Raw genomic sequence first — 21312 nt, 5'->3', positions numbered from 1 at the left:
AATGGACATAGGATGTTGCGCCTGAAACCGCAACGGTATCAGGCGCAACCGTTCAAATCAGTCGCTGACGCGCTCGACGTGCGCGCCGCACCGGGTAAGCTTCTCTTCGAGCCGCTCGAAGCCGCGGTCGAGATGATAGACGCGCGAGACCATGGTCTCGCCTTCGGCGGCTAGGCCGGCGATGACGAGCGAGACGGAGGCGCGAAGGTCGGTCGCCATAACAGGCGCGCCCTTCAGGCGGCTGACGCCCTCGATTTTCGCCGTCTGGCCGGAAAGCGAGATCTTGGCGCCGAGACGGGCGAGTTCCTGCACGTGCATGAAGCGGTTCTCGAAGATCGTCTCGGTGATGTGCGAGGTCCCCTTCGCCATGGTCATCAGACCCATGAACTGCGCCTGCAGGTCGGTCGGGAAGCCCGGGAAGGGATCAGTGACGATATCGACCGGCTTAATGCCGGCGCCATTGCGCACGACGCGGATGCCGCTGTTGGTCTCGGTGATCTCGGCGCCGGCGCGGCGGATCGCTTCCAGCGCCGTGTCGAGCAGCGCCATGTCGGTGTCTTCGAGAATGACGTCGCCGCCGGTCATGGCAACCGCCATGGCGTAGGTGCCGGTCTCGATGCGATCAGGAAGAACGCGGTGACGGGCGCCGGAGAGCGAGCGAACGCCCTCGATGGTGATCGTCGAGGTGCCCTGGCCGGTAATCTTGGCGCCCATGGCGTTCAGGCAGTTGGCGAGGTCGACGACTTCAGGCTCGCGCGCGGCGTTGCCGAGCACCGTGGTGCCGTTGGCAAGCGTCGCTGCCATCATCAGCACATGGGTGGCGCCGACCGACACCTTCGGGAAGGTGTAGCGCGCGCCGATCAGGCCGCCAGCCGGCGCCGTCGCGTTGACGTAACCGCTGTCGATCTCGATGTTGGCGGAAAGCGCCTGCAGGCCTTCGATGAAGAGATCGACCGGACGCGTGCCGATGGCGCAACCGCCCGGCAGCGATACCCGCGCCTTGCCTTCACGGGCAAGCAACGGGCCGATAACCCAGAAGCTCGCGCGCATCTTCGAGACCAACTCGTAAGGGGCGGTCGTGTCGACGATGTTGCGGCAGGTGAAATGGATGGTGCGGGCGTAGCTCTCGCCCTGGCGCTCGCGGCGACCGTTGACGGAGATATCCGCGCCATGGTTGCCGAGGATACGGATCAGTTGCTCGACGTCGGCCAGATGCGGCACGTTTTCGAGCGTCAGCGTGTCGTCGGTCAGAAGCGACGCAATCATCAGCGGCAGGGCCGCATTCTTGGCGCCCGAAATCGGGATGACGCCGTTGAGCTTGTTGCCGCCTACAATCCTGATGCGATCCATGAGGCCTCTCGAACGGGCTTGGCCCGCCTTTCCAAAATAATCCGATGTTGTCTGAAGGCGCCTCTTTAGTGGAGACGCCGCGAAATTAGAAGTGCCTTGAACGCCGCGCATCCCTTCGGACGCCTGGCGCTGTAACATTTAGGTCGCTGCACGGCTTCCCCCGCGATCGGTCCCGATTTACGAACCTGTGCAATCGAACGCCGATGGAGATGCCACCGGCAAATTGAGAACGAAGCGGCGATGCCGCTTCCTGCCCGTACTAATCTTGGGATTCGTCCGTTTTTGCGGCAGGAAGACCGCTGACGTCATCGGCAGCGCCAGATCGGCGCGCCCGCATCTGCTGCTTGCGGCGCATGAGGTTGTCGCGCAAGTTCCTGGCAAGACGCGCCTTTTTCAGGTCCGCCTCGGTCGTATCCTTTATCTTTTTCTGGCGCACCTTGCCATCCGCCTGCCGTTCGTCAGGCGGAGGCACGGCTTTGCCGCCTTCTTCGTCGTCTGTTTGCATGCCCATGCCATAGCGCAAAACCAGGGTCTTCGGAAGCGCCGGTGACTTTTCTCACAGCTCTTCGCGAAAAACTTCGAATTGCGGCTTGCACTCGCCGCTGAGCTATGGCAATAGCCCCCTCGCTTGATGCGGCTGACACACGAACCGGCCGCGAGATGCTGCTATAGCTCAGGGGTAGAGCACTCCCTTGGTAAGGGAGAGGCCGAGAGTTCAAATCTCTCTAGCAGCACCAGTTTTCTCTTAAAGAAATCAAATTGATACTCGCTCGTAGCACCGCGTGCTTTTGCGGTCTGCGAATGTTTTCGCCTGTCCTATCGCCCCAAACGAGCAGGATCTAGGGCGCCGCGAAAGACGCGCGCCAGGCCGCAGAATTTCTCATCGGATGCAATTTTCGCCTGCTGCCATCTGCGTTATGCTGCGATTCGGGCGCGCCCACGCCTCCCCCCTCCGATCGGGAAAGTAGATTCCATACCGGGCACTCTCATCATCGAACCGACTGTTGGGGCAATGCGCACAAGGAGGGACTGCGACGATCGCTCGTACCAGGAGGTTGCCGATGAAACTGACTGCACCGATCTACCATTTGAAACGCAGGGCGAAACGCCTGTGCCGTGAAGAAGCCATCCCGCTCCATGAAGCACTTGATCGCATTGCCGTTCAGGAGGGCTACTCCACTTGGAGCCTGCTTGCGGCACGACAAACGACTGCCGGCACCGCGGCGAGTATGCTTGCCCAGCTCGCTCCCGGAGATCTCGTGGTCCTCGGCGCACGCCCCGGCCAGGGCAAGACGCTGAAGAGCCTCGAGCTTGCCGTAGAGGCGATGAGGGCCGGCCATCGCGCCTACTTCTTCACACTGGAATATACCGTGACGGACGTCATCGAGCGTTTTGCGGCCATCGGGGCCGACCATGGCCGGTTTGCCCCGCTGTTCGAGATCGATTGCTCCGACACGATCAGCGCCGACCATATCGTCGGCAAGCTGTCCAAGGCCGATCCCGGCACGCTGGTGGTCGTCGATTACCTCCAGCTTCTCGATCAGCGACGTGACAATCCCGCTCTTGGCGATCAGGTGCGCAAATTGAGGGCATTCGCGCGGCAACGCGGGCTGATCATCATCTTCATCTCGCAGATCGATCGATCCTTCGAAGCCGCCGTGAAACCACTTCCGGACCTGGACGATATCCGGATGCCGAACCCCGTCGATCTCCGGCTTTTCGACAAGGCCTACTTCTTGAACAAGGGCGAAGCGAGGCTACTGGCGATAAACTGAAACAAGAGCCTGCCTCGCTGACACCCGGAACGTATTTCCCGATGCTGCGTTATCGTTTCAAAGGCAGCAACGCGGAGGCTTCTCAATGAAAGGTATCGTTCTCTGGCTTATGGGCGTGCCGCTCATCGTCATCATCCTTCTCTACATGTTCGTATTCTAGAGAAGCAAAATGCAACGGCAGGTTGGCAGATTAACGCAACCTTAAGATTCCACTGCCAGATTTGATATTGCGATGATGGACAATCGCAACATCTTTGATCCCCTTTTGAAACCGGCTCCTGGCGGTTTCTTTTTTTGCAAGATCGCTGAGCACGCGGCGTCGTTTGACTTAGGCGTTACTTGGCGGTCAGACCTTAACCGCCTGCTCAACGAAATCCTGCGAGCCAAAGAACTTGAGGTAGCGCTCGACCTCGGCCGGGTCACCGGTCGCCTTGCGCGGATTGTCGGAGAGTTTTACAGCCGGCCGGCCATCCGCCTCGCTGACCTTGCAGACGATCGAGATCGGACTGAGGCCGCTGATTTCCGTCGGCGCGCAACCGGCAAAATCATTGGTGAGGTTGGTGCCCCAGCCGAAGCTCATGCGCACGCGCCCCTCGAAGTGGCGGTACGTCTCGATGATCGTGTCGACGTCGAGACCATCGGAGAAGATCAGCAGCTTTTCCCGGGGATCCCGTCCCATCTTCTTCCACCAGGCGACGATTTTTTCGCCACCTTCGATCGGCGGCGCGCTGTCCGGCCGAAAGCCCGTCCAGTCCGCCACCCATTTCGGCGCGTCGCGCAGGAACGCCGCTGTGCCGAAGGCATCGGGCAGCACGATCAGGAGATTGCCGCCATAGAGTTGGTTCCAGTCCTGCAGCACCTTGTAGGGGGCGGCGGCCAGTTCCTTGTCGTTGCGGGCAAGGGCCGCGGCCACCATCGGCAATTCGTGTGCGTTGGTACCAAGCGCCTCCAGATCGTTGTCCATGGCGAGCAAGACATTGCTGGTCCCGGAGAACGAACTGCCAATCCCTTCCTTCAACGCCTCGACGCACCAGCGCTGCCAAAGGAAGCTGTGGCGGCGGCGCGTGCCGAAATCGGAGATCCTGAGGTTAGGGTACTGCCGCAGCCGCTCGACTTTGGACCACATCTTGGCCTTGGCGCGGGCATAGAGCACATCGAGGGTAAAGGGACCGAGGCCCTTCATCGCCGAGCGCGAGCGCAGCTCGTTGATGATCGCCAGCGCCGGGATCTCCCACATGGTGGTCTCCGCCCAGCGGCCGCGGAAGGTCAGCTCGAACTGGCCGTCGCTGCGTTTCAGCTCATAATCCGGCAGGCGGAACTTGGCGAGCCAGGCGAGAAACTCCGGCGAGAAGATCTGCTTGCGGCCATAGAAGGTATTACCCGCAAGCCAGATCATTTCCTTCTTGGAGAAACGCAGTTCGCGCGCGTGATCGAGTTGCTCGCGCAGTTCCTGCTCATCGATCTCGTCGGCGAGCCGCACCGTCTTCGTGCGGTTGATCAGCGAGAAGGTCGCATCGACATCCGGATAGAGCTGCCAGATCATCTGCAGCATCAGGAGCTTGTAAAAATCCGTGTCCAGCAGGCTGCGTACGATCGGGTCGAGTTTCCAGGCATGATTGTAGACGCGCCTGGCGATATCGGTCTTCGTCATCGGTGAAATTGCTCCTTCCTCTTGGGCGAGGCTAGATCATCTCGGTTAGTTCAGCTCGACACCGGCATCACGCATACGCGTCACCATGGCATGAAGCGAGCCGTTGAGATCGATGCCCCGACAGGCTTCGAGAACGACCGTGGTCGAGAACCCCTGCGCCACCGCGTCGAGCGCGGAGAAGGCGACGCAGAAATCGGTCGCGAGCCCGCAGAGCGTCACCTTTTTGATGCCGCGGTCCCTGAGATAGCCGGAAAGGCCGGTCGGCGTCCGGCGGTCGTTTTCAAAGAAGGCGGAATAGCTGTCGATTTGCGCTCGGAAACCCTTGCGGATCAAAAGTTCGGCGCGGGTCCATTCGAGCGCCGGATGGAAATCGGCACCGGCGCTGCCCTGCACGCAATGATCCGGCCAGAGCGTCTGCGCGCCATAGGGCATGGCGATCATTTCGAAGGGATTTTTGCCGGGATGGCTGGAGGCAAAGCTGGAGTGGCCGGCCGGATGCCAATCCTGGGTCAGAACCACATGCTCGAAGCGGTCGATCAGCCCGTTAATCATCGGCACGATCTCGTCGCCGCCCGCAACACCAAGCGCTCCGCCCGGGCAGAAATCGTTCTGCACATCCACGACGATCAACGCTTTATCCGCCATCATTCACCTCTGGACGATCAACTGCTTATCGATCACCAAAATCGATTTAAGTCCAAGATCAATCACAGAATTTGAGCGACGACAAGCCAGTTCCGCAGGCTTCCGAGATCGGAAGGGCAGATAAGCAAAAAGGGCGTCGGCCATGGCGGACGCCCTCGAACAAATGCGATCGAAAACGATCAGTTTCCGAGATTGTTGATGTTATCTGCGATCGAGAAGCCGGAATTGGCGATGCCGACCGGCTGGGCGACGAAGTTCAGGAACTTCGAAAAATCGACCGACGGGTGACGCGAGGCATAGATGACGTCGCGGTTCTTGACCGGGAAGGTCTGGCCGACAATCAGGCTGTCAGGCTTGCTCATGTCAAAGCGGTAGACGATCGGGTAGCGCCCCACGCTGTCGGTCTTCATGCCCTTACGCAGCATTTCGTTGAAACGCTGCTGACCGAGCAGGCTCATGACCACATCAGGCTCTTCGTAACGGAAGATGAAATAGCCCTTCATGTCGAGCGTGTAGTCCGAGCCACCGCCCGCAAGGCCCATCGCCTCGAGCAGATTGAGATCGTTGGCGCCGAATTCGACGCGCTGGTTGGCCTTGACCGCACCGAGGATCGTGAAGCGGCGCGGATCGCGCGTCACGAAGATCTGGTCGCCCGGCTTGACGTGGATATTTTCCGACGGGTTCTCGATGATCGACTTCAGGAGAACCGTTCCGGTCTTCTTGCCGCGCACCAATGTGACGAAGGTTTCATAGGGCTGCGCGACCGGGCCACCGGCCTTGGCGATGACCTCATTGATTGTTTCGTCGACGAGACTCAGCGGCACCACCGACGATTTGCCGACGGCACCCGAAACCGTAACGTTACGCGATGCGGTGCTCATGCTCGTGACGATGACGTCGGGCTCAACCGCCTTCTGCTTCAGCGCTTCCAGAATTTCCTGGCGCGCCTGCTCCAGTGTCAGGCCGGCAAACCTGACGGGGCCGACATAGGGGATGGCAGCCTTGCCATCCGGCTGAACGACGAGATCGATGCTCGTCTGCTTGGAGTCCTGCGTCGAGAACAAGCCGTCGCTGCCGGCTTCGAAGATCGAGACCTTAAGCTGGTCGCCAACGCCGATGACGACGCGGCCAACACCGCCGCCAATGCCGAAACGGCGATTAAGCGTCGAGGAGACATAATCGGAAACGAGACGCGCGGAGCGTCCGTCCACATCGACGATGTCGAAAACCGTTGCATTCTGGCGGCCGATCTCGGCGCCTGACTGGCCGGCGTCCTTGACGATCGCTCCGGCCAGCGGCCCTTCACCAGGCACAGCCTGGCACCCGACGAGGGCGGAACAAAGCAGAAGGGCACTGACTCGTTTCAACTACGACACTCCACATTCGGCACAGCCATGATTTTGCTCATGGTTCCGCGCCGCATCATCCCCCGGCAGGGAATTTCGCCGGTCTCTGAAAAGCACAATCGCCGTCCCACAACAAGTCACCTCAAGACCAAGACGGGCAATTTATTTGAGCCCGCGTCTTTCTGGTCATACCTTCGATACCTTGAGCGTGGTTTGTCGCCCAATCCGACTTGGACTGGCGTTGACAGCGTGTATATCTTCAGTCTTTGGGGTTGAAAGCTAGGGACTTTAAGTTAAAAGCTGACTAATGAGGCGGAACGAATATAGCTGGGGATAGCCCGCAAGCATGACGATTGGCGATTGCATTTCAACTTCCGCCGCGCAATCGCAGGTGCAACTTTAACGGCATTTTAGAGCGTTCGATCATACATGGCTGTTGAGATTATTGGGCGTGCATGCCTCGCCCCTGGAGCAGAATCGCCCTCGGCGTTGTTCAAACTTCTACGTCAGGGCAAGTGCACCGTCACCAGCATTCCATCGGATCGCTGGGACGTGGCGCGATTCTGGCATCCCGTCATGGGCACGCAGGGGAAGACCTATTCCTTCGCGGCCGGCGTGCTGGATCAACTCTATGATTTCGATCCGGCCGTCTTCGGCATGTCGCAGCGCGAGGCCATGTATATGGACCCGCAGCAGCGCGTGCTGCTCCAGCTCGCCTGGCGGGCGCTTGAAGACGCCAACATCTCGGCGACGTCGCTGCACGGCGAAAACGTCGGTGTCTATATCGGCGCATCGAGCCTCGACCATGCGAATCTGACGGTCGAGGATCCGGCCGCGGCTGGCCCGTACTTCATGACCGGCAACACCCTGTCGATCGTCTCCAACCGCATCTCGCACATCTTCGGCCTCAGCGGCCCGAGCATGACGGTCGACACCGCCTGTTCCTCCTCGCTGGTCGCCCTCGACCAGGCGATGCGGGCGCTCAACGCCGGGGAGATCGACACGGCGATCGTCGGCGGCGTCAACATCCTTGCCCACCCCCTGCCCTTCGTCGGCTTCGCCCAGGCACGCATGCTGTCGCCGGAAGGCCTCTGCCGCGCCTATGACAACGACGGCGCCGGCTACGTGCGCGCCGAAGGCGGCGTGGTCTTCGTGCTGCGCCGTTCCGACCGGGCGCGCCGCGAGAAAGACCGCAGCTATGCGCGCATCGTCGCGACCGGCGTGAATTCGGCCGGCCGCACCAACGGCATTTCGCTGCCGTCGCGCGAAGCCCAGGCCAACCTGCTGAGAGCGATCTACGAAGGAAACGGCATCGACGCCAATCAGGTGGCCTTCGTCGAAGGCCACGGTACCGGCACCAAGGTCGGCGACCCGGCGGAAGTCTGGTCGATCGGAACGGTCATCGGCGCCAAGCGCCGGGCGCCTGTGCCGATCGGCTCGATCAAGTCGAACATCGGCCATACGGAACCCGCCTCCGGCCTCTTCGGCATGCTGAAGGCCATGATGGCGCTTGAGAACAACTACCTGCCGGCTTCGTTGCACTTCGACACGCCGAACGAGCATATCGATTTCGACGGCCTGAACGTCCGTGTCACGGCAAACCCGATCGAGCTTCTGCGCGGCAAACGCGTGCGTCTTGCCGGCATCAACTCGTTCGGCTTCGGCGGCGCCAATGCGCACGTCGTTATCAGCGACCCGGAACCGGCCGCCGATGAAAAGGCCGCAAACCCGTCGTCTTCGGGACATGTGTTCCTCGCAACCGCTCATACGCAGTCGAGCCTGGAAGCCCTTCTCAAGGATTACAAGACCGCTTTCGCGCATGCTTCCAAGGGTGAAGCCCGTGCGATGATCGCCGCATCGGGTGCCAACCGCACCCATATGCGCCATCGGTTTGCCGCTCGCAGCGACCAGCCCGAAGATATCGTCCGTGCGATCGCCAGCCACCTGGAAAAGCCCGGCTCGGATATCGGTGAGGTCGGCGAGGCCGTCGTTCGCGACGCCAAGGTCGCGTTCGTGTTCTCCGGCAACGGCTCGCAATGGGCCGGCATGGGTGTGGAAGCCTTCCGCGAAAACCTGCATTTCCGCCAGTGTTTCACCTCGGTCAGCGCGCTGTTCAAGTTCCATTCGGATATCGCGCTCACCGATCTCCTGACCGATCCTGATCTCGACAAGAAGCTTGCCGACACGAAGATCGCCCAGCCGCTGCTGTTTGCGGTGCAGGCCGCCCTGTCGGATTCGCTGGTTGCCATGGGCATCAAGCCGGTCGCCGTCTTCGGTCACTCCGTCGGCGAAATCGCCGCGGCCTATGCCGCCGGCGCGCTATCGCTCGTCGATGCCGTTTCGATCGTTGCGAAACGTTCGCTGCATCAGGACCTGCTTGCCGGCCACGGCACGATGGCGGCCGTCATGCTCGGTGAAGAGGCTGCTCGCGCCTTTGCCGAGGCTCGCGGTCTTGACGAACTCTGCGTTGCTGCGGTCAACGCCCATAATTCCGTGACGATCTCGGGCCCGGCCGACCAGATCTCGGCCTTCCGCGATGCCGCCCGCAAGGCGAAGATCCCGGTCCAGATCCTCGACATCAACTATCCGTTCCATCATCCGATCATCGATCGGGCGAAGGATGCCTTCCTCTCGGACATCCCCGATATCGCACCGCGCCGCACCGAACTCGCCTATCTTTCGACGGTCACGGGTGCCGCGCTCGAGGGCACGCAGCTCGATCCGGAATACTGGTGGAAGAACGTTCGCGAGCCGGTCCGCTTCCAGGCGGCTGCGGAAGCCGCGATCGAAATGGGCTGCCGCCTGTTCATCGAGATTTCGCCGCGCCCGATCCTGTCGTCCTACGTCAAGGAGACGATCAAGCAGGCAGCAGCCCCCGGCATGGTGGTGCCCACGCTGCTCAGAGACGTCGCCGAAAGCGGCCAGGATCCGATCTCGGCCGCGATGGCACGTGCCGTTGCGCACGGCGCCGTCGTGGATACGACCCGGGTATTCGGCAAGCGCAATGCATCGATCGCCCTGCCAAGCCTGCCCTTCGAGCCCGTCGAACTGCGCCCAGCGGCAACAACTGATGCCACCGACCTGTTCGGCCGGATTGCCAGACCATACCGCCTGACCGGCTGGCGCAGCGATCCGAACAGCGGCAGCTGGAAAAACCATATCGACGCCCATCTCTTCCCGGATCTTGCCGAACACGTGGTGGACGGTAAGGCGATCCTGCCGGGCAGCGGCTTCATCGAGATCGCCGTTGCTGCGGCACAGCAGTTCTATGGCAGCGAAGAAGTCGAGATCACCAATCTCGAAATCGTCCGGCCGCTGGAACTCAGCGACACAAAAATCATGGAGCTGTCGACCGTCCTTTCGCCAGAGACCGGCGACCTCGAAATCCGCTCGCGTGAACGGCTGTCGGAAGACGACTGGGCCGTGCACGCGGTTGCCCGCTGCCGCAAGCCGCTGCCGGCCGGGGACCGCGCCTATCCGTCGCTCGCAGGCCTCGCCAAGACGGCAACGGTGGCACCGGGTCGCGCCTATGAGACGGCACGGCAATTCGGCCTCGACTACGGTCCTCGCTTCCAGCTACTCGCAAAAGCGGTTGCCTATGGCGACCGCCTGGTCGATGTCGAGCTGAAGACGGCCGAAGCCACCGGACACCCGCTGGTCAGCTATGCCCTGAACCCGATCTCGGTCGATGCGACCTTCCACGGGCTGGTGGCGCTCTTCGACCGATTCACCGGCGACAAGAGCGGCGCACCCTATATTCCCGTCCGCTTCGGTTCGGTTCGTGTCGTCAATGGCGGCCTGCCGATCGCGCGCGCGATGATCGAAATTGAACGCGTCAGCACCAATTCGATCAAGGCGAAGTTCCACTTCTTCAGCCAGTCGGGCGAGCCGATCGCGCATTTCGAGGATTGCCGTTTCCGCCGCACCTATCTGCGCAAGCACAAGACGCTCGATGCGCTGTCCTTCCACTACGAGGCAGTACAATCGGAAGCCGCCCTGCCAGGCCTTCTGCGCAACAGCCTTGCGCCGGTATCGATCGCAATGCCGGCCGCCGGCGAGGCTGGTGTCGACAATGCGACGCTGCTCTTCAATGCCGCGATCTACCGCGCCTGCCAGGAGATCGCCCTCAAGCTCGGTAAGGGGCGTTCCACGATCCAGGGCGGCAATCTGCCTGGCGATTTCGCCTTCCAGTGTTTTCTGACGAGTTGCCTCTACGTGCTCGAAGATGCCGGGCTCTGTGAGCACAAGGATGGTGTGTGGACCGTCGCGCAGGAATTCAACCTGCCGAGCGTGCCTGAAATTCTGAGCGAACTTTACGGCGAACGGCCTGACCGCGCCGTCGAGGCCGTGCTGATCAACAACGCCTATGCGGAAGCCCTTGCCCGCATCGACGCCTTGCATGCGGGCGACGAAGCGGCCTCGGGATCGAGCTTCATCAGCGACGCCACGATCGACCATCAGGCGGTTCATTCGGAGGCAAGCCGCCAGCGCATGGCCTTCGTGCTGGAGGCTCTCGAAACGGCGCTATCGGCACAGTCCGCCGGAGCGCGCCTGCGCATCGTCGAACTCGGCAGCGTATCCGCCGGTTTCACTAAGCGGCTGGCGACTCTTGCCGAAAAGCATGGTGCAAGCCTCACCGTGTTCGAAGCACGCGATAACGCCCAGCGCGGCCTTGAGCTGGCCTTCGAAAACGACGCCCATGTACACATCCTCAAGAAGGGCGAACTCGCGACGCTTGCGGCCTTCGATCTTGCTGTCAGCGCGTCCGACGGGTTCTACGGCCTGATCGAGGACGATGTGGCGGTTCGCACAGCGTTGCGCACGGCACTGCGCCCTACGGGTGGGCTGATTGCCGCGGTCAGCGCGCCATCGCTGTTCAACGACTTCGCGCTTGGCCTGTCCGAGGGCTGGTTCGCGCGCAGCCAGACGGCGGAGTTTCCGATCGGCAACCTCGCGGCGGCGCCGCACTGGCAGAAATGCCTCGACGATCTCGACCTGCGGGACACCGACATTGCCGACCGCGAATGTGCAAGCGGCAACGTCATCCTGCTCGAAGCGCGTGGCGCAGCAACTGCTTCCGCAGACGCGGCGGTGCCGGCATCCGTCCCCCACCTGCTGCTGGAGATCGCGGGGCACGAACAGCGCGAGCCCTCTGGTTCAGCCATTCGCGTCAGCCTGACCGGCGACGCGGCTGCGGACAAGGCCGCGCTCCTGCCAGCCTTCGAGACGCTGTGGGGCCAACCGCTTCGGGCAGTCTTCCTTGCCTTGCCGGCGGCCGCGTCGCGCACCGACGATTCCGCCTCTCTACAAACACAGATCCTCGCGCTCGGCACGTTTGCCGAAGCATTGCGCCAGCATGTCGGCGGTACGGAGCCAGCGGACGACAAACGGCCCCGTCTCGTGCTTGTCGCGCCGGGCGGCGCACCGATCGCCAGCCGGACGGTCGGCGCGGCGGTCGCAAGCGACGGCGTCAATGCCGGCCTCTGGGCTTTCGCACGCGTGCTTCAGAACGAATACGAGTTCCTCGACGTCCACTCGCTCGACATCGACGGTTCACCGACGACGGATGCTCAGATGGCTGCGGCATTGCCGCTGCTTGGCGCGATGGGAGTAAACCGCGAATGGCTGCTCGAAGGCGAGGCTGGCGCTGCGCTTTCGGAGATCCGCGCCGTGCCTGGCCCAGTCGACAATGCGCACGCGGCAACGGCTGCCTTCAAGGCTGCAACCATCCGCCAGCGCGTCAGCTCTCAGGTGGGCAGCATCATCTGGGAAGAAAGCGACATCCCCTCGGCAGGCCCGGGTGAAGTCGTCGTCGCGGTCGCAGCCACCGGCCTCAACTTCCGCGACGTGATGTGGGCGATGGGCCTTCTGCCGGAAGAGGCGCTCGAAGACGGCTTCGCAGGCGCGACGATCGGCATGGAGCTTTCCGGCCACGTGGTCGCGGTCGGCGACGGCGTCGATGACCTCGCCGTGGGCGATGCCGTCATGGCGATTGCATCCTCCGCCTTCTCGACCCACGCGGTCGTTTCGCGCGCCGGCGTCGCCAGGTTGCCGCAATCGGTCAGCCCCGTCGCCGCGGCGACGGTTCCGGTCGCGTTCCTGACTGCCTATTACGCGATGGTCGAGCTTGGACGGATCCAGCCTGACGAAACGATCCTCATCCATGGCGCCGCCGGCGGCGTCGGCCTTGCCGCGCTGCAGGTCGCAAAGCTGAAGGGCGCCAGGATCATCGCCACGGCAGGATCGCGCGAGAAGCGTCGCTTCCTGTCGATGCTGGGTGCCGATCACGTCTTCGATTCCCGTTCGCTCGATTTCGTCAACGACGTTCGCGCCGTGACGGGCGGTGAAGGCGTCGATCTCGTGCTCAACTCGCTGTTCGCCGAGGCCATGGAGCAGAGCCTGGCGCTGGTGAAGCCCTTTGGCCGCTTCCTTGAGCTTGGCAAGCGCGACTATTACGCCGACAGCAAGATCGGCCTTCGGCCGTTCCGCCGCAATGTCAGCTATTTCGGCATCGACGCCGACCAGTTGCTGGTCAATCAGCCGAAGCTGACCAAGCGGATCTTCACCGAGATCGGTGCGCTGTTCGAAGACGGCAAGCTGACGCCGCTTCCCTATCGCGCCTTCGACTTCGACGAGATCGGCAACGCCTTCCGACTGATGCAGAATGCCGGGCATATCGGCAAGATCGTCGTGCTTCCTCCGGTCGCCGGCACGCATCGCGTTGCCAAGCGTCCGCATGGCGGCATGAAGGTCGATCCGAACGGCATGCATCTCGTCGTCGGCGGCATCGGCGGTTTCGGCCTGGCTGCCGCCAACTGGCTCGTCGAAAAGGGTGCGACGAAGGTCGCGCTCTGCTCACGCCGCGGCCTGGCGGACGCCGAAACGACGGCAATGATCGAAGCTTGGACGAAGGCTGGCGTATCCGCCACGGTTCATGCCTGCGACGTCACCGATCCGGCAGCGACGGAGCGCCTGCTCAAGACGTTGCGCGCCGTGGCACCGCTGCGCTCGATCGTCCATGCCGCGATGGTGCTCGACGACGCGCTGATCAGCAACCTCAACCGCGAGCGAAACCGGCCGGTCATCGACACCAAGGCCAAGGGTGCCGCGGTTCTCGATCAACTGACCAGCGGCGACAAGATCGACAACTTCATCCTGTTCTCGTCGGCGACGACACTCGTCGGCAACCCCGGACAGGCGAATTACGTCGCAGCCAACGGCTATCTCGAAGGTCTCGCCCGCGCCCGTCGCGCACGCGGCCTTGCGGGTCTCGCCGTCGGGTTCGGCGCCATCGCCGACAGGGGCTATCTGGTCCAGAACACGGATGTGAACGACATCCTCGCCAAGCGCATCGGCAAGACCGCGCTGAAGGCGCAGACGGCACTCGACATGGTCGAGAGCCACCTGGCCTTCGATCCAGGCACCGTCGATGCGGCAACCGTGATGATCTCGGAGATCGACTGGTCGGCGGCACGCAATCTGCCTGTCGCCAAGAACGCGCTCTTCGAAGTCATCCTGCGCAGCGCCGACCAGCATGCGACGGGCGGCGAAGGCACCAAGATGGACCTCGTCGCGATGATCGAGGGCAAGTCGCCGCAGGAAGCCGAAGACATTCTCTTCGACCTCGTCGCCGGCGAGATCGCCGCAATCCTGCGCGTATCGAAGGATACGGTCACGCGCAGCAAGGTTCTGAAGGAAATCGGCCTCGACAGCCTCATGGCCGTCGAACTCGGCATGAGCTTCCAGCAGAACACCGGCTTCGACATGCCGCTCAGCGGCGTCGCCGACAACACGACGGTTGGCGATGTCGCCCGCAAGCTCTATGAGAAGGTGAGCAAGCGCGACCAGAGCGACGATGCCGAGCCCGCCGACGACAAGATTGTCAGCGAACTTGCGCAGCGGCACGTCGGAACGGCGAAGGAAAAAGCACAAGGCCAATGAGCACGAACGGAAACGGTCCAGGCGCATCCAAGATGACCAGCAGCCTCAAAGAGAACCTGCTGGACCGGATGAGAAACACGCATCAATCCTCCGAGCGCAACCGCATGGCGCGCTCGGAGCGGGAGATGCCGCCGCCGGCACGCCGGCAGCAGGCCCGTTTCGAAGACCTGCCGGAATACAAGCAGGTGATGACCCAGAAGTTCGCAAGCGAGCAGCTCGGCATCGCCAATCCATTCTATCGTGCGCACCAGACGGCGGCGGGCGCGACCACCGTCATCGACGGCCGGAAGCTGATCAACTTCGCCTCCTATGACTATCTTGGCCTCAATCGCCATGCGGAGGTGCTTGCGCGGGCACGCGATACCATCGGCACCTTCGGCATTTCCGCCTCGGCGAGCCGCCTCGTCGCCGGCGAGCGTCCGGTGCATGTGGCGCTGGAAGAGAAGATCGCCGGCTTCTATGGCGTCGACGCCGCCGTCTGTTTCGTCAGCGGCTATCTCACCAATGTCGCCGCCATCAGCTGCCTGATGGGACCGAAGGACCTCGTCGTCCACGACGAGTTCATCCACAACAGCGCCCTTGCCGGCGTCAAGCTCTCGGGCGCGACACGACGCCTGTTCAAGCACAATGACGTCGCCGACCTCGAACACGTGCTACGCACGGTCGCCGGCGACTATCGCCGCATCATGGTCATCGTCGAGGGCATCTACTCGATGGACGGCGATGTCGCCGACCTGCCGGCGCTTCTGAAGCTCCGGGCCGAATACGGCTTCTGGCTGATGGTCGACGAAGCGCATTCGCTCGGCGTTCTCGGCAAGACCGGCCGCGGGCTTGCAGAGCATTTCGGCGTCGATCCCCGCGAGATCGACATCTGGATGGGCACGCTCTCCAAGACCACGTCGAGCTGCGGCGGCTACATCGCCGGCAGTGAAGCGCTGGTCGAGGTGCTGAAGGCATCGGCCGGCGGCTTCGTCTACAGCGTCGGCCTTGCGCCGGTGCTGGCGGCCGCGGCAACCACAAGCCTGGAGGTGCTGGAACGGGAGCCGACGCGCACGGCGGCGCTGCGCCGCAACGGCGCGCTCTTCCTCAAGCTTGCCAAGGAAGCGGGGCTCGACACCGGCCTCAGCAGCGGATTTTCCGTGGTTCCGGTTCTGGTTGGCGATTCCCTGCGAGCGGTGCAGCTGTCAAACGACCTGCTTGCCGAAGGGGTCAATGCGCTGCCGATCATCCACCCGGCGGTCCCGGAAGGCCTGGCTCGGCTGCGCTTCTTCATCACCAGCGACCACACGGAAGAGCAGATCCGGCGCACGGTAACACTCACGGCCGAGCGTCTGGCCGACCTTACCGAACGCAACTTCGGCCTTGGCGGCATCGACATCGACCAGATGATGAAAGCGCTCTCGGCGCGCTGACCCGATCGCATTTGCTGCCGGGTCAGGTGGTCGCGGAAGCAGAGCCGCTTCGCACTCTCCCGAACTCTGGAGCGGAATACCAGCATGGCGCATGTGATCATTACCGGTGGCTCGAGCGGTATCGGATTTGCGGTCGCATCGATCTACGCGGCGCGCGGGGCGCGCCTCTCGCTGATTGCCCGCTCCCTTGGCCTCCTGGAAGCCGCGCAGGCAAAACTTATCGCATCCAGTGGGGCGAACGCCGACAGCATCCGGATCGAGGCCGCCGACGTCGCGGTGGAAAACGATGTCGAAGCGGCTATCCGTCGGTGCGAACAGGCCTTCGGCCCCTGCGACATCCTGGTAGCATCGGCCGGCATCGTCGAACCCGGCCGGTTCGAGGAGCTCGACAGCGCCTCGTTCCGGCAGCAGATGGACACCAACTTCTCCGGCACGGTGCATGCTGTCCGGGCGGTCTATGACAGCATGAAGCGGCGCCGTCGGGGCCGGATCATGATGATCTCGTCCGGCGCAGGGCTACTCGGCATCTATGGCTATTCGGCCTATTGCGCCTCCAAGTTCGCCGTGCACGGCTTCGCCCAGGCGCTGCGTTCAGAAGCCCGTCCGCACGGCGTCAGTGTCTCCGTCTGTTTTCCGCCGGATACGGAAACGCCGCAGTTTCAGCGCGAGCTGGCGGCTCGCCCGCCGGAAGCCGCCATGATCATGGGCACGGTCCGGCCCTGGCCGGCCGAAGCGGTGGCCAAGCGGATCGTCAAGGGAACCGACCGCGGCCGGTTCGAAGTCTATTTCGGCACGACATTGTTTCTACTTGGACGCTTCGCTCCCGCCGTTCGTCCCCTGCTCAACTGGTGGTTCGACCGGGCGATTGTGCGGTGCGGCAACACGGCGACGCATAATCGTGGAGTGTCCGAGCACCGGACCTGACGGTGCTTGTACCTAGCATCGATAAGATCTAAGTGTCGGGCGGACGCTGTGCCGCATAAAGCGGCATCGGCCGGCATGAAGACATGAAGGTTTCCGCTTGGCGTTGCTTCCCTTTCAGCTGCACGACTACCCGATAACACTGACGCTTAGTTGTTATCTGCTGTCCTGCGCGGTGATCTTCTTCACCGACCGTTTCGCCCTGCCGAAGCGGGAGCGGCGCGCCAATCCTTCGCCTTTCGGACGCACGCAGGACGTGATCGACGTGCTTGCCCGCCTGCCTGTCATCGCTCTGGTCTTTGCCGGTTTCTTCGCCGGATCCTGGCGTCCGCTCTATGCGGCGGCGGGCACGATGAGCTTCTTCATCATCTTCACCGGCATTTCCCGCGCCAAGTTCAAGTTCATCCGTGAACCGCTGATCTTTTCCGACATCGCGCTGGTCGTCGACGTGTTCAAGTACAAGACGATCTTCTATGCGAGCTCGCTGAACGTCGTCTTCTGGACCGTCGCCTTCCTCTACGTCTTTGGCGTTTCCGGCCTCTACATGTATTTCGAGCCGGCGATTCTGCCGGACCGGGGCAAAGCCTTCTGGATCCTCGTGATGCTCGGCATCGCCTATGGTCCCTGGCTCCTGCTCTTCTACGGCCCGGTGAACCGCCCGACGGCCGCGCTGGTACAGCGGCTGCTCAAGGTTCTCGACGTCAAGATGAACACGGTGCGCTTCGGTACCTTCGGCTCGGTCGTCTTCCGTTTCATCATCTGGCTCGGTGTGCGTCGCGAAAAGATCGTCGCGGATCTCTCCAAGATCGTCCGGGCCGCCGTGCAGGATCTGATCGGTGACGACGGCTCGCCGCTGATCGTCGTCTGGCAATCGGAATCCTTCATCGACATGCGGCACTTCGGCGTCGATACGCTGAAACTGCCGACGCTCGACCGGCTGCGGCGCGAGGCGGTTCAGTGGGGCCGGCTCAGCAGCGTGTTCGAAGGCGGCTATACGCTGCGCACCGAATTCGCCGTCATCAGCGGCCTGGTGCCCGACGATATTCATGTCGACGCCAGCTATCCCTATCTGCGCGCATCGCACTATGCCGACGTCGTCTGGCCCGGAAAGTTGAAGCGTGCCGGCTGGAATACCCACTTCATCCATCCTTATGACCGGACCTTCTTCCTCAGGCACAAGGCGATGCCGCAGCTCGGCTTCTCAAAGCTGACGATGCTCGACGGTTTCGACCATCGCCCAGAGCGAGACGGACCCTACGTCTCCGACGAGAAGCTCGCGGCGAAGGTGATCGACGCAAGCGAGAAGCTGCCCGAAGACGAAAGCGGCTTCATCTTCGTCGCATCCATGGCCAATCACGGCCCATGGGAGCCGGGCCGCGTCGGAGACCTCACCAATCCCGTCGACATCTATCTGGCCATCCTCGAGCAGTCCGATGCGGCGCTCAACACATTGAGCGAACACCTCGACAAGCTCGACCGTCCAGTCTGGCTCGTCTTCTACGGCGATCACGCACCGCTGCTCAAATCCTTCGCCGACCCCTTCCCGGATCCGCGCACCGACTATCTGATCGTGCCGCTCGCCAAGGCAAAGCGGTCGTCCCACAAGCCGGCCGAACCGAGCAGCGTCGAGGCCTGGAACCTGATCGAGGCGCTTCTCAACCACGCGAACCTGAGAAAGGATACGCTGCGCTAGCGGCGGTCTGCGGATGGAGAACGCTTCGACGACATCGGCCGGTGGGGCCGCACGGCCGAGACAGCGGGTCTTCCTGTTCCTGCAGGGCCCCTCCTCGCCGATCTTCCGCAAGATCGCCGACCGGCTCGAAGCCCTTGGCCACCGCTGTCTCAGGATCAACCTGAACGTCGGCGACCAGATCTTCTGGCGCCGCAAGGGAGGCTTCAACTATCGCGGTACGGCGGCCGCCTGGCCCGGCTATCTCGAGACATTCATCGCCACCCACGGCGTCACCGACATGCTGCTGCTTGGCGAAGAGCGGCCTTATCATCAGGCAGCGACTGCCGTCGCCCATCGCGCCGGCGTCAGTGTCGCGATTATCGAAATGGGCTATCTGCGGCCGGACTGGCTGACGCTCGAGCGCAACGGCATGTCGTCGAACTCCCATTTTCCGAACGACGCCGGTCAGATCCTTTCAGCAGCGTCAAACCTGCCGGAGCCGGACTGGCGCAAGCGCTACAGCCAGACGTTCCTCGCCGATGCGAGCTACGATCTGCTCTACAATCTGCCGAACGTCTTTTTCTGGTTCCTGTTTCCGCACTACCGCCGGCACGGGATTTTCCATCCGCTCGCCGAATATGCGGGCTGGGTGCGCCGGCTGCTCTCCGAGAAGCGGCGCAACGCGGAAGCGGTGGCGACCGTTGCGCAGCTCCTTTCAGACGATGCCCCCTACTTCGTCTATCCGCTTCAGCTCGAAACCGACTTTCAGCTCAGGGCGCATTCGCCCTTCCACAGCCAGAAGGATGCAATCGCTGACGCCCTGACCTCGTTCGGCGCCTTTGCCGCGCCGAATGCACGCCTGGTCTTCAAGGTGCATCCGCTCGACAACGACCTGATCCCGTGGCGCAGCTTCATCGAGCAGCGAGCAGCGGCGCTTGGCCTGAGCGGGCGCGTCTTCTACCTGGACGGCGGAAATCTCGATACGCTTGGCGAGGCGAGCGCCGGCATGGTCACGGTGAATTCGACGGCCGGATTGCACGCCCTGAAGCAAGGGCGGCCGGTCAAGGTGCTCGGCACTGCCGTCTTCGATATTGCCGGTCTGACCGACCAGCAGCCACTCGACGGTTTCTGGCAGGCGCCCCAGGCGCCGGAGCCTGAACTTAGTGTCGCAATGCTCCGCCTGCTTGCCGCGTCGATCCAGGTGCGCGGCAACCTTTATTCCCGCGCCGGAACCGATGCCGGCGCGGAAGCGATTGCCCGGCGGCTGAACGAAAGCAGCCTCAACGAACCTGGCGCCTTTATTGACCCCGCGCCGCGCCAAAGGCCTGCGAAACGCGCGCCTTCCGCTTCCCGCCAAGGGTAGCCGTTTTCACATCGCGGGGACCTAGCGCGGCGCGAGCGCTGCGGCGATTGCGGCGACCAGCATCAGGCCGGCCGCGGCCAAGGGCAGCGCGGAAAAACCAGCCCCGCCATAAACCACGCCGAAACCAAGCGTTCCCAAAAAGAGCGACAGATAAGTGACGCCGCTGTTCAGCCCCATGATCGCGCCACGCCTTGTGGGATCGAGCCCCGTCAGCCGCATGATCAGCACGTTGAGACCAAAATGGTTGGCAAGGCCCCAGAAAAAGACGACGACCAGCATGGCCGTGTAGGAGCTACTCACGGCGGCCATCGCCGCATAGACGCCGGCGACGACGAGAAAAATCAGAGGCAGCAACCTGCCAGCGCCGAAGCGGTCGATCAGCCGGTCGAGTAGTGCCGCCGCACCGAAGCCGAAGCCGTAGGAAACGGCCACGAGGCCATTGGCGCTGAGGGGCAACCCGAGCGCTGCGTGCAGGTGTTCGCCGATATAGGCATAAACGCCGTAGAAGGCGGCCATGAAGGCGGCACAGGCGATCAACAGCGGTCCGGCGCCACGCACGCCAAGCGCCGCGAGCGGCGACGTCGTCTTGCCGGCCAGACCTTCCCGCACCGGCGCGAGCCTGACGGCAGCGCAAGCAACCAGCGTGGCTACGGCAACGACGAAGTAAACGGCGCGCCATCCTCCGAAGTCAGCAATCGCTGCCGATAGCGGCACGCCGGCCACCATGCTGAGCGTCCAGCCGGTCAGCACCAGGCCGATCGTCTCGCTCTCCCGTCCGGCCGGCGCGATGACCGAGGCCAGCGTGTAGATCGACGGAAGCGCAATGCCGGTGGCGACGCCGACAACGAGTTGGGCGGCGACCAGGAACGCCAGCATGGGCGCAAGCGCGCTACCGGTGAGCCCGGCGGCCAGAAGCAACAGCGCGGCAGCCAGAATGCGATGGGGGCCGTACCGGTCGATGAAGCGGCCAAGGAAGATGGCGCTGACGGCCGTGCCCAGTCCGAAGGCGGCCGAAGCGACCATTACCGATGGAACATCCGTGCCGAGGCTCCGCGCCACCTCCGGCGCGATTGGTCCGAGCGCCAGCGAGTTGGAGCCGATGACGCCGATGCAGACGGTCAGGACATAGGCGAAGGGCGGGATGCGCGCCCTGTCGATCGAGGTCCTGTCGATCGAATCTGGCGAAATTTGTTGATTGATGTTCGTCATTCCTCCATTTTTGCAGAATGAAATTCA

At 62.8% G+C, this 21312-nt stretch carries 12 protein-coding genes and 1 tRNA gene; 7 read left to right on the top strand and 6 right to left on the bottom strand.

Annotated elements, in window-relative coordinates; all coding sequences use genetic code 11:
* Positions 1-57: 57 nt before the first annotated feature.
* Positions 58-1350 (bottom strand): UDP-N-acetylglucosamine 1-carboxyvinyltransferase, encoded by a 1293-nt coding sequence (gene murA, locus IB263_RS02665; protein WP_060522281.1) that lies wholly within the window; start codon positions 1348-1350, stop codon positions 58-60.
* Between the two features lie 259 nt (positions 1351-1609).
* A complete protein-coding gene (locus IB263_RS02660; protein WP_060644096.1) occupies positions 1610-1861 on the bottom strand; it encodes a hypothetical protein in 252 nt (83 codons plus the stop codon).
* 151 nt (positions 1862-2012) lie between these two features.
* Here IB263_RS02660 and IB263_RS02655 point away from each other — a divergent pair.
* Positions 2013-2087 (top strand) — tRNA-Thr (locus tag IB263_RS02655).
* Positions 2088-2411: 324 nt separating this feature from the next.
* Positions 2412-3125: a DNA helicase gene (locus IB263_RS02650; RefSeq protein WP_034797013.1), complete on the top strand. Its 714-nt coding sequence runs from the start codon at positions 2412-2414 to the stop codon at positions 3123-3125.
* A 346-nt stretch (positions 3126-3471) separates the two neighbouring features.
* Here the strand turns inward: IB263_RS02650 and pncB are convergent, their stop codons facing one another.
* The 3 genes from pncB to IB263_RS02635 form a co-directional block, all read right to left on the bottom strand.
* The gene (pncB, locus tag IB263_RS02645) at positions 3472-4776 is read right to left on the bottom strand and encodes a nicotinate phosphoribosyltransferase (protein WP_034797014.1); all 1305 of its coding nucleotides are present in this window, start codon (positions 4774-4776) and stop codon (positions 3472-3474) included.
* Between the two features lie 45 nt (positions 4777-4821).
* The gene (gene pncA, locus IB263_RS02640) at positions 4822-5421 is read right to left on the bottom strand and encodes a bifunctional nicotinamidase/pyrazinamidase (RefSeq protein ID WP_112984490.1); all 600 of its coding nucleotides are present in this window, start codon (positions 5419-5421) and stop codon (positions 4822-4824) included.
* Between the two features lie 179 nt (positions 5422-5600).
* The gene (locus IB263_RS02635) at positions 5601-6788 is read right to left on the bottom strand and encodes a polysaccharide biosynthesis/export family protein (protein ID WP_192437535.1); all 1188 of its coding nucleotides are present in this window, start codon (positions 6786-6788) and stop codon (positions 5601-5603) included.
* A 408-nt stretch (positions 6789-7196) separates the two neighbouring features.
* Between IB263_RS02635 and IB263_RS02630 the strand changes: the two genes are divergently transcribed.
* The 5 genes from IB263_RS02630 (at position 7197) to IB263_RS02610 (ending at position 20076) form a co-directional block, all read left to right on the top strand.
* Entirely contained in the window at positions 7197-14708 is a 7512-nt protein-coding gene (locus IB263_RS02630; protein ID WP_192437533.1) for a type I polyketide synthase, read from the top strand.
* Positions 14705-16120 (top strand): aminotransferase class I/II-fold pyridoxal phosphate-dependent enzyme, encoded by a 1416-nt coding sequence (locus IB263_RS02625; protein ID WP_060522318.1) that lies wholly within the window; start codon positions 14705-14707, stop codon positions 16118-16120. Before IB263_RS02630 ends, IB263_RS02625 begins: the two co-directional genes overlap by 4 nt.
* A gap of 84 nt (positions 16121-16204) precedes the next feature.
* Positions 16205-17044, top strand: a complete 840-nt coding sequence (locus tag IB263_RS02620) for an SDR family oxidoreductase (RefSeq protein ID WP_192437531.1) — start codon at positions 16205-16207, stop codon at positions 17042-17044.
* Positions 17045-17141: 97 nt separating this feature from the next.
* Complete coding sequence (locus tag IB263_RS02615; protein WP_034797021.1) at positions 17142-18734, top strand: LTA synthase family protein; 1593 nt, start codon at positions 17142-17144, stop codon at positions 18732-18734.
* Positions 18735-18747: 13 nt separating this feature from the next.
* Positions 18748-20076, top strand: coding sequence for a capsule biosynthesis protein (locus tag IB263_RS02610; protein WP_192437529.1), 1329 nt, complete (start codon positions 18748-18750; stop codon positions 20074-20076).
* 21 nt (positions 20077-20097) lie between these two features.
* Here the strand turns inward: IB263_RS02610 and IB263_RS02605 are convergent, their stop codons facing one another.
* Positions 20098-21285 carry an MFS transporter gene (locus IB263_RS02605; protein ID WP_060607073.1) on the bottom strand — a complete coding sequence of 396 codons (1188 nt, stop codon included), beginning with the start codon at positions 21283-21285 and terminating at the stop codon, positions 20098-20100.
* Positions 21286-21312: the final 27 nt, after the last annotated feature.

Source organism: Ensifer sp. ENS03 (assembly GCF_014852035.1).
Lineage (GTDB): Bacteria > Pseudomonadota > Alphaproteobacteria > Rhizobiales > Rhizobiaceae > Ensifer > Ensifer adhaerens.
This window is presented reverse-complemented; position numbering and strand designations above follow the sequence as displayed.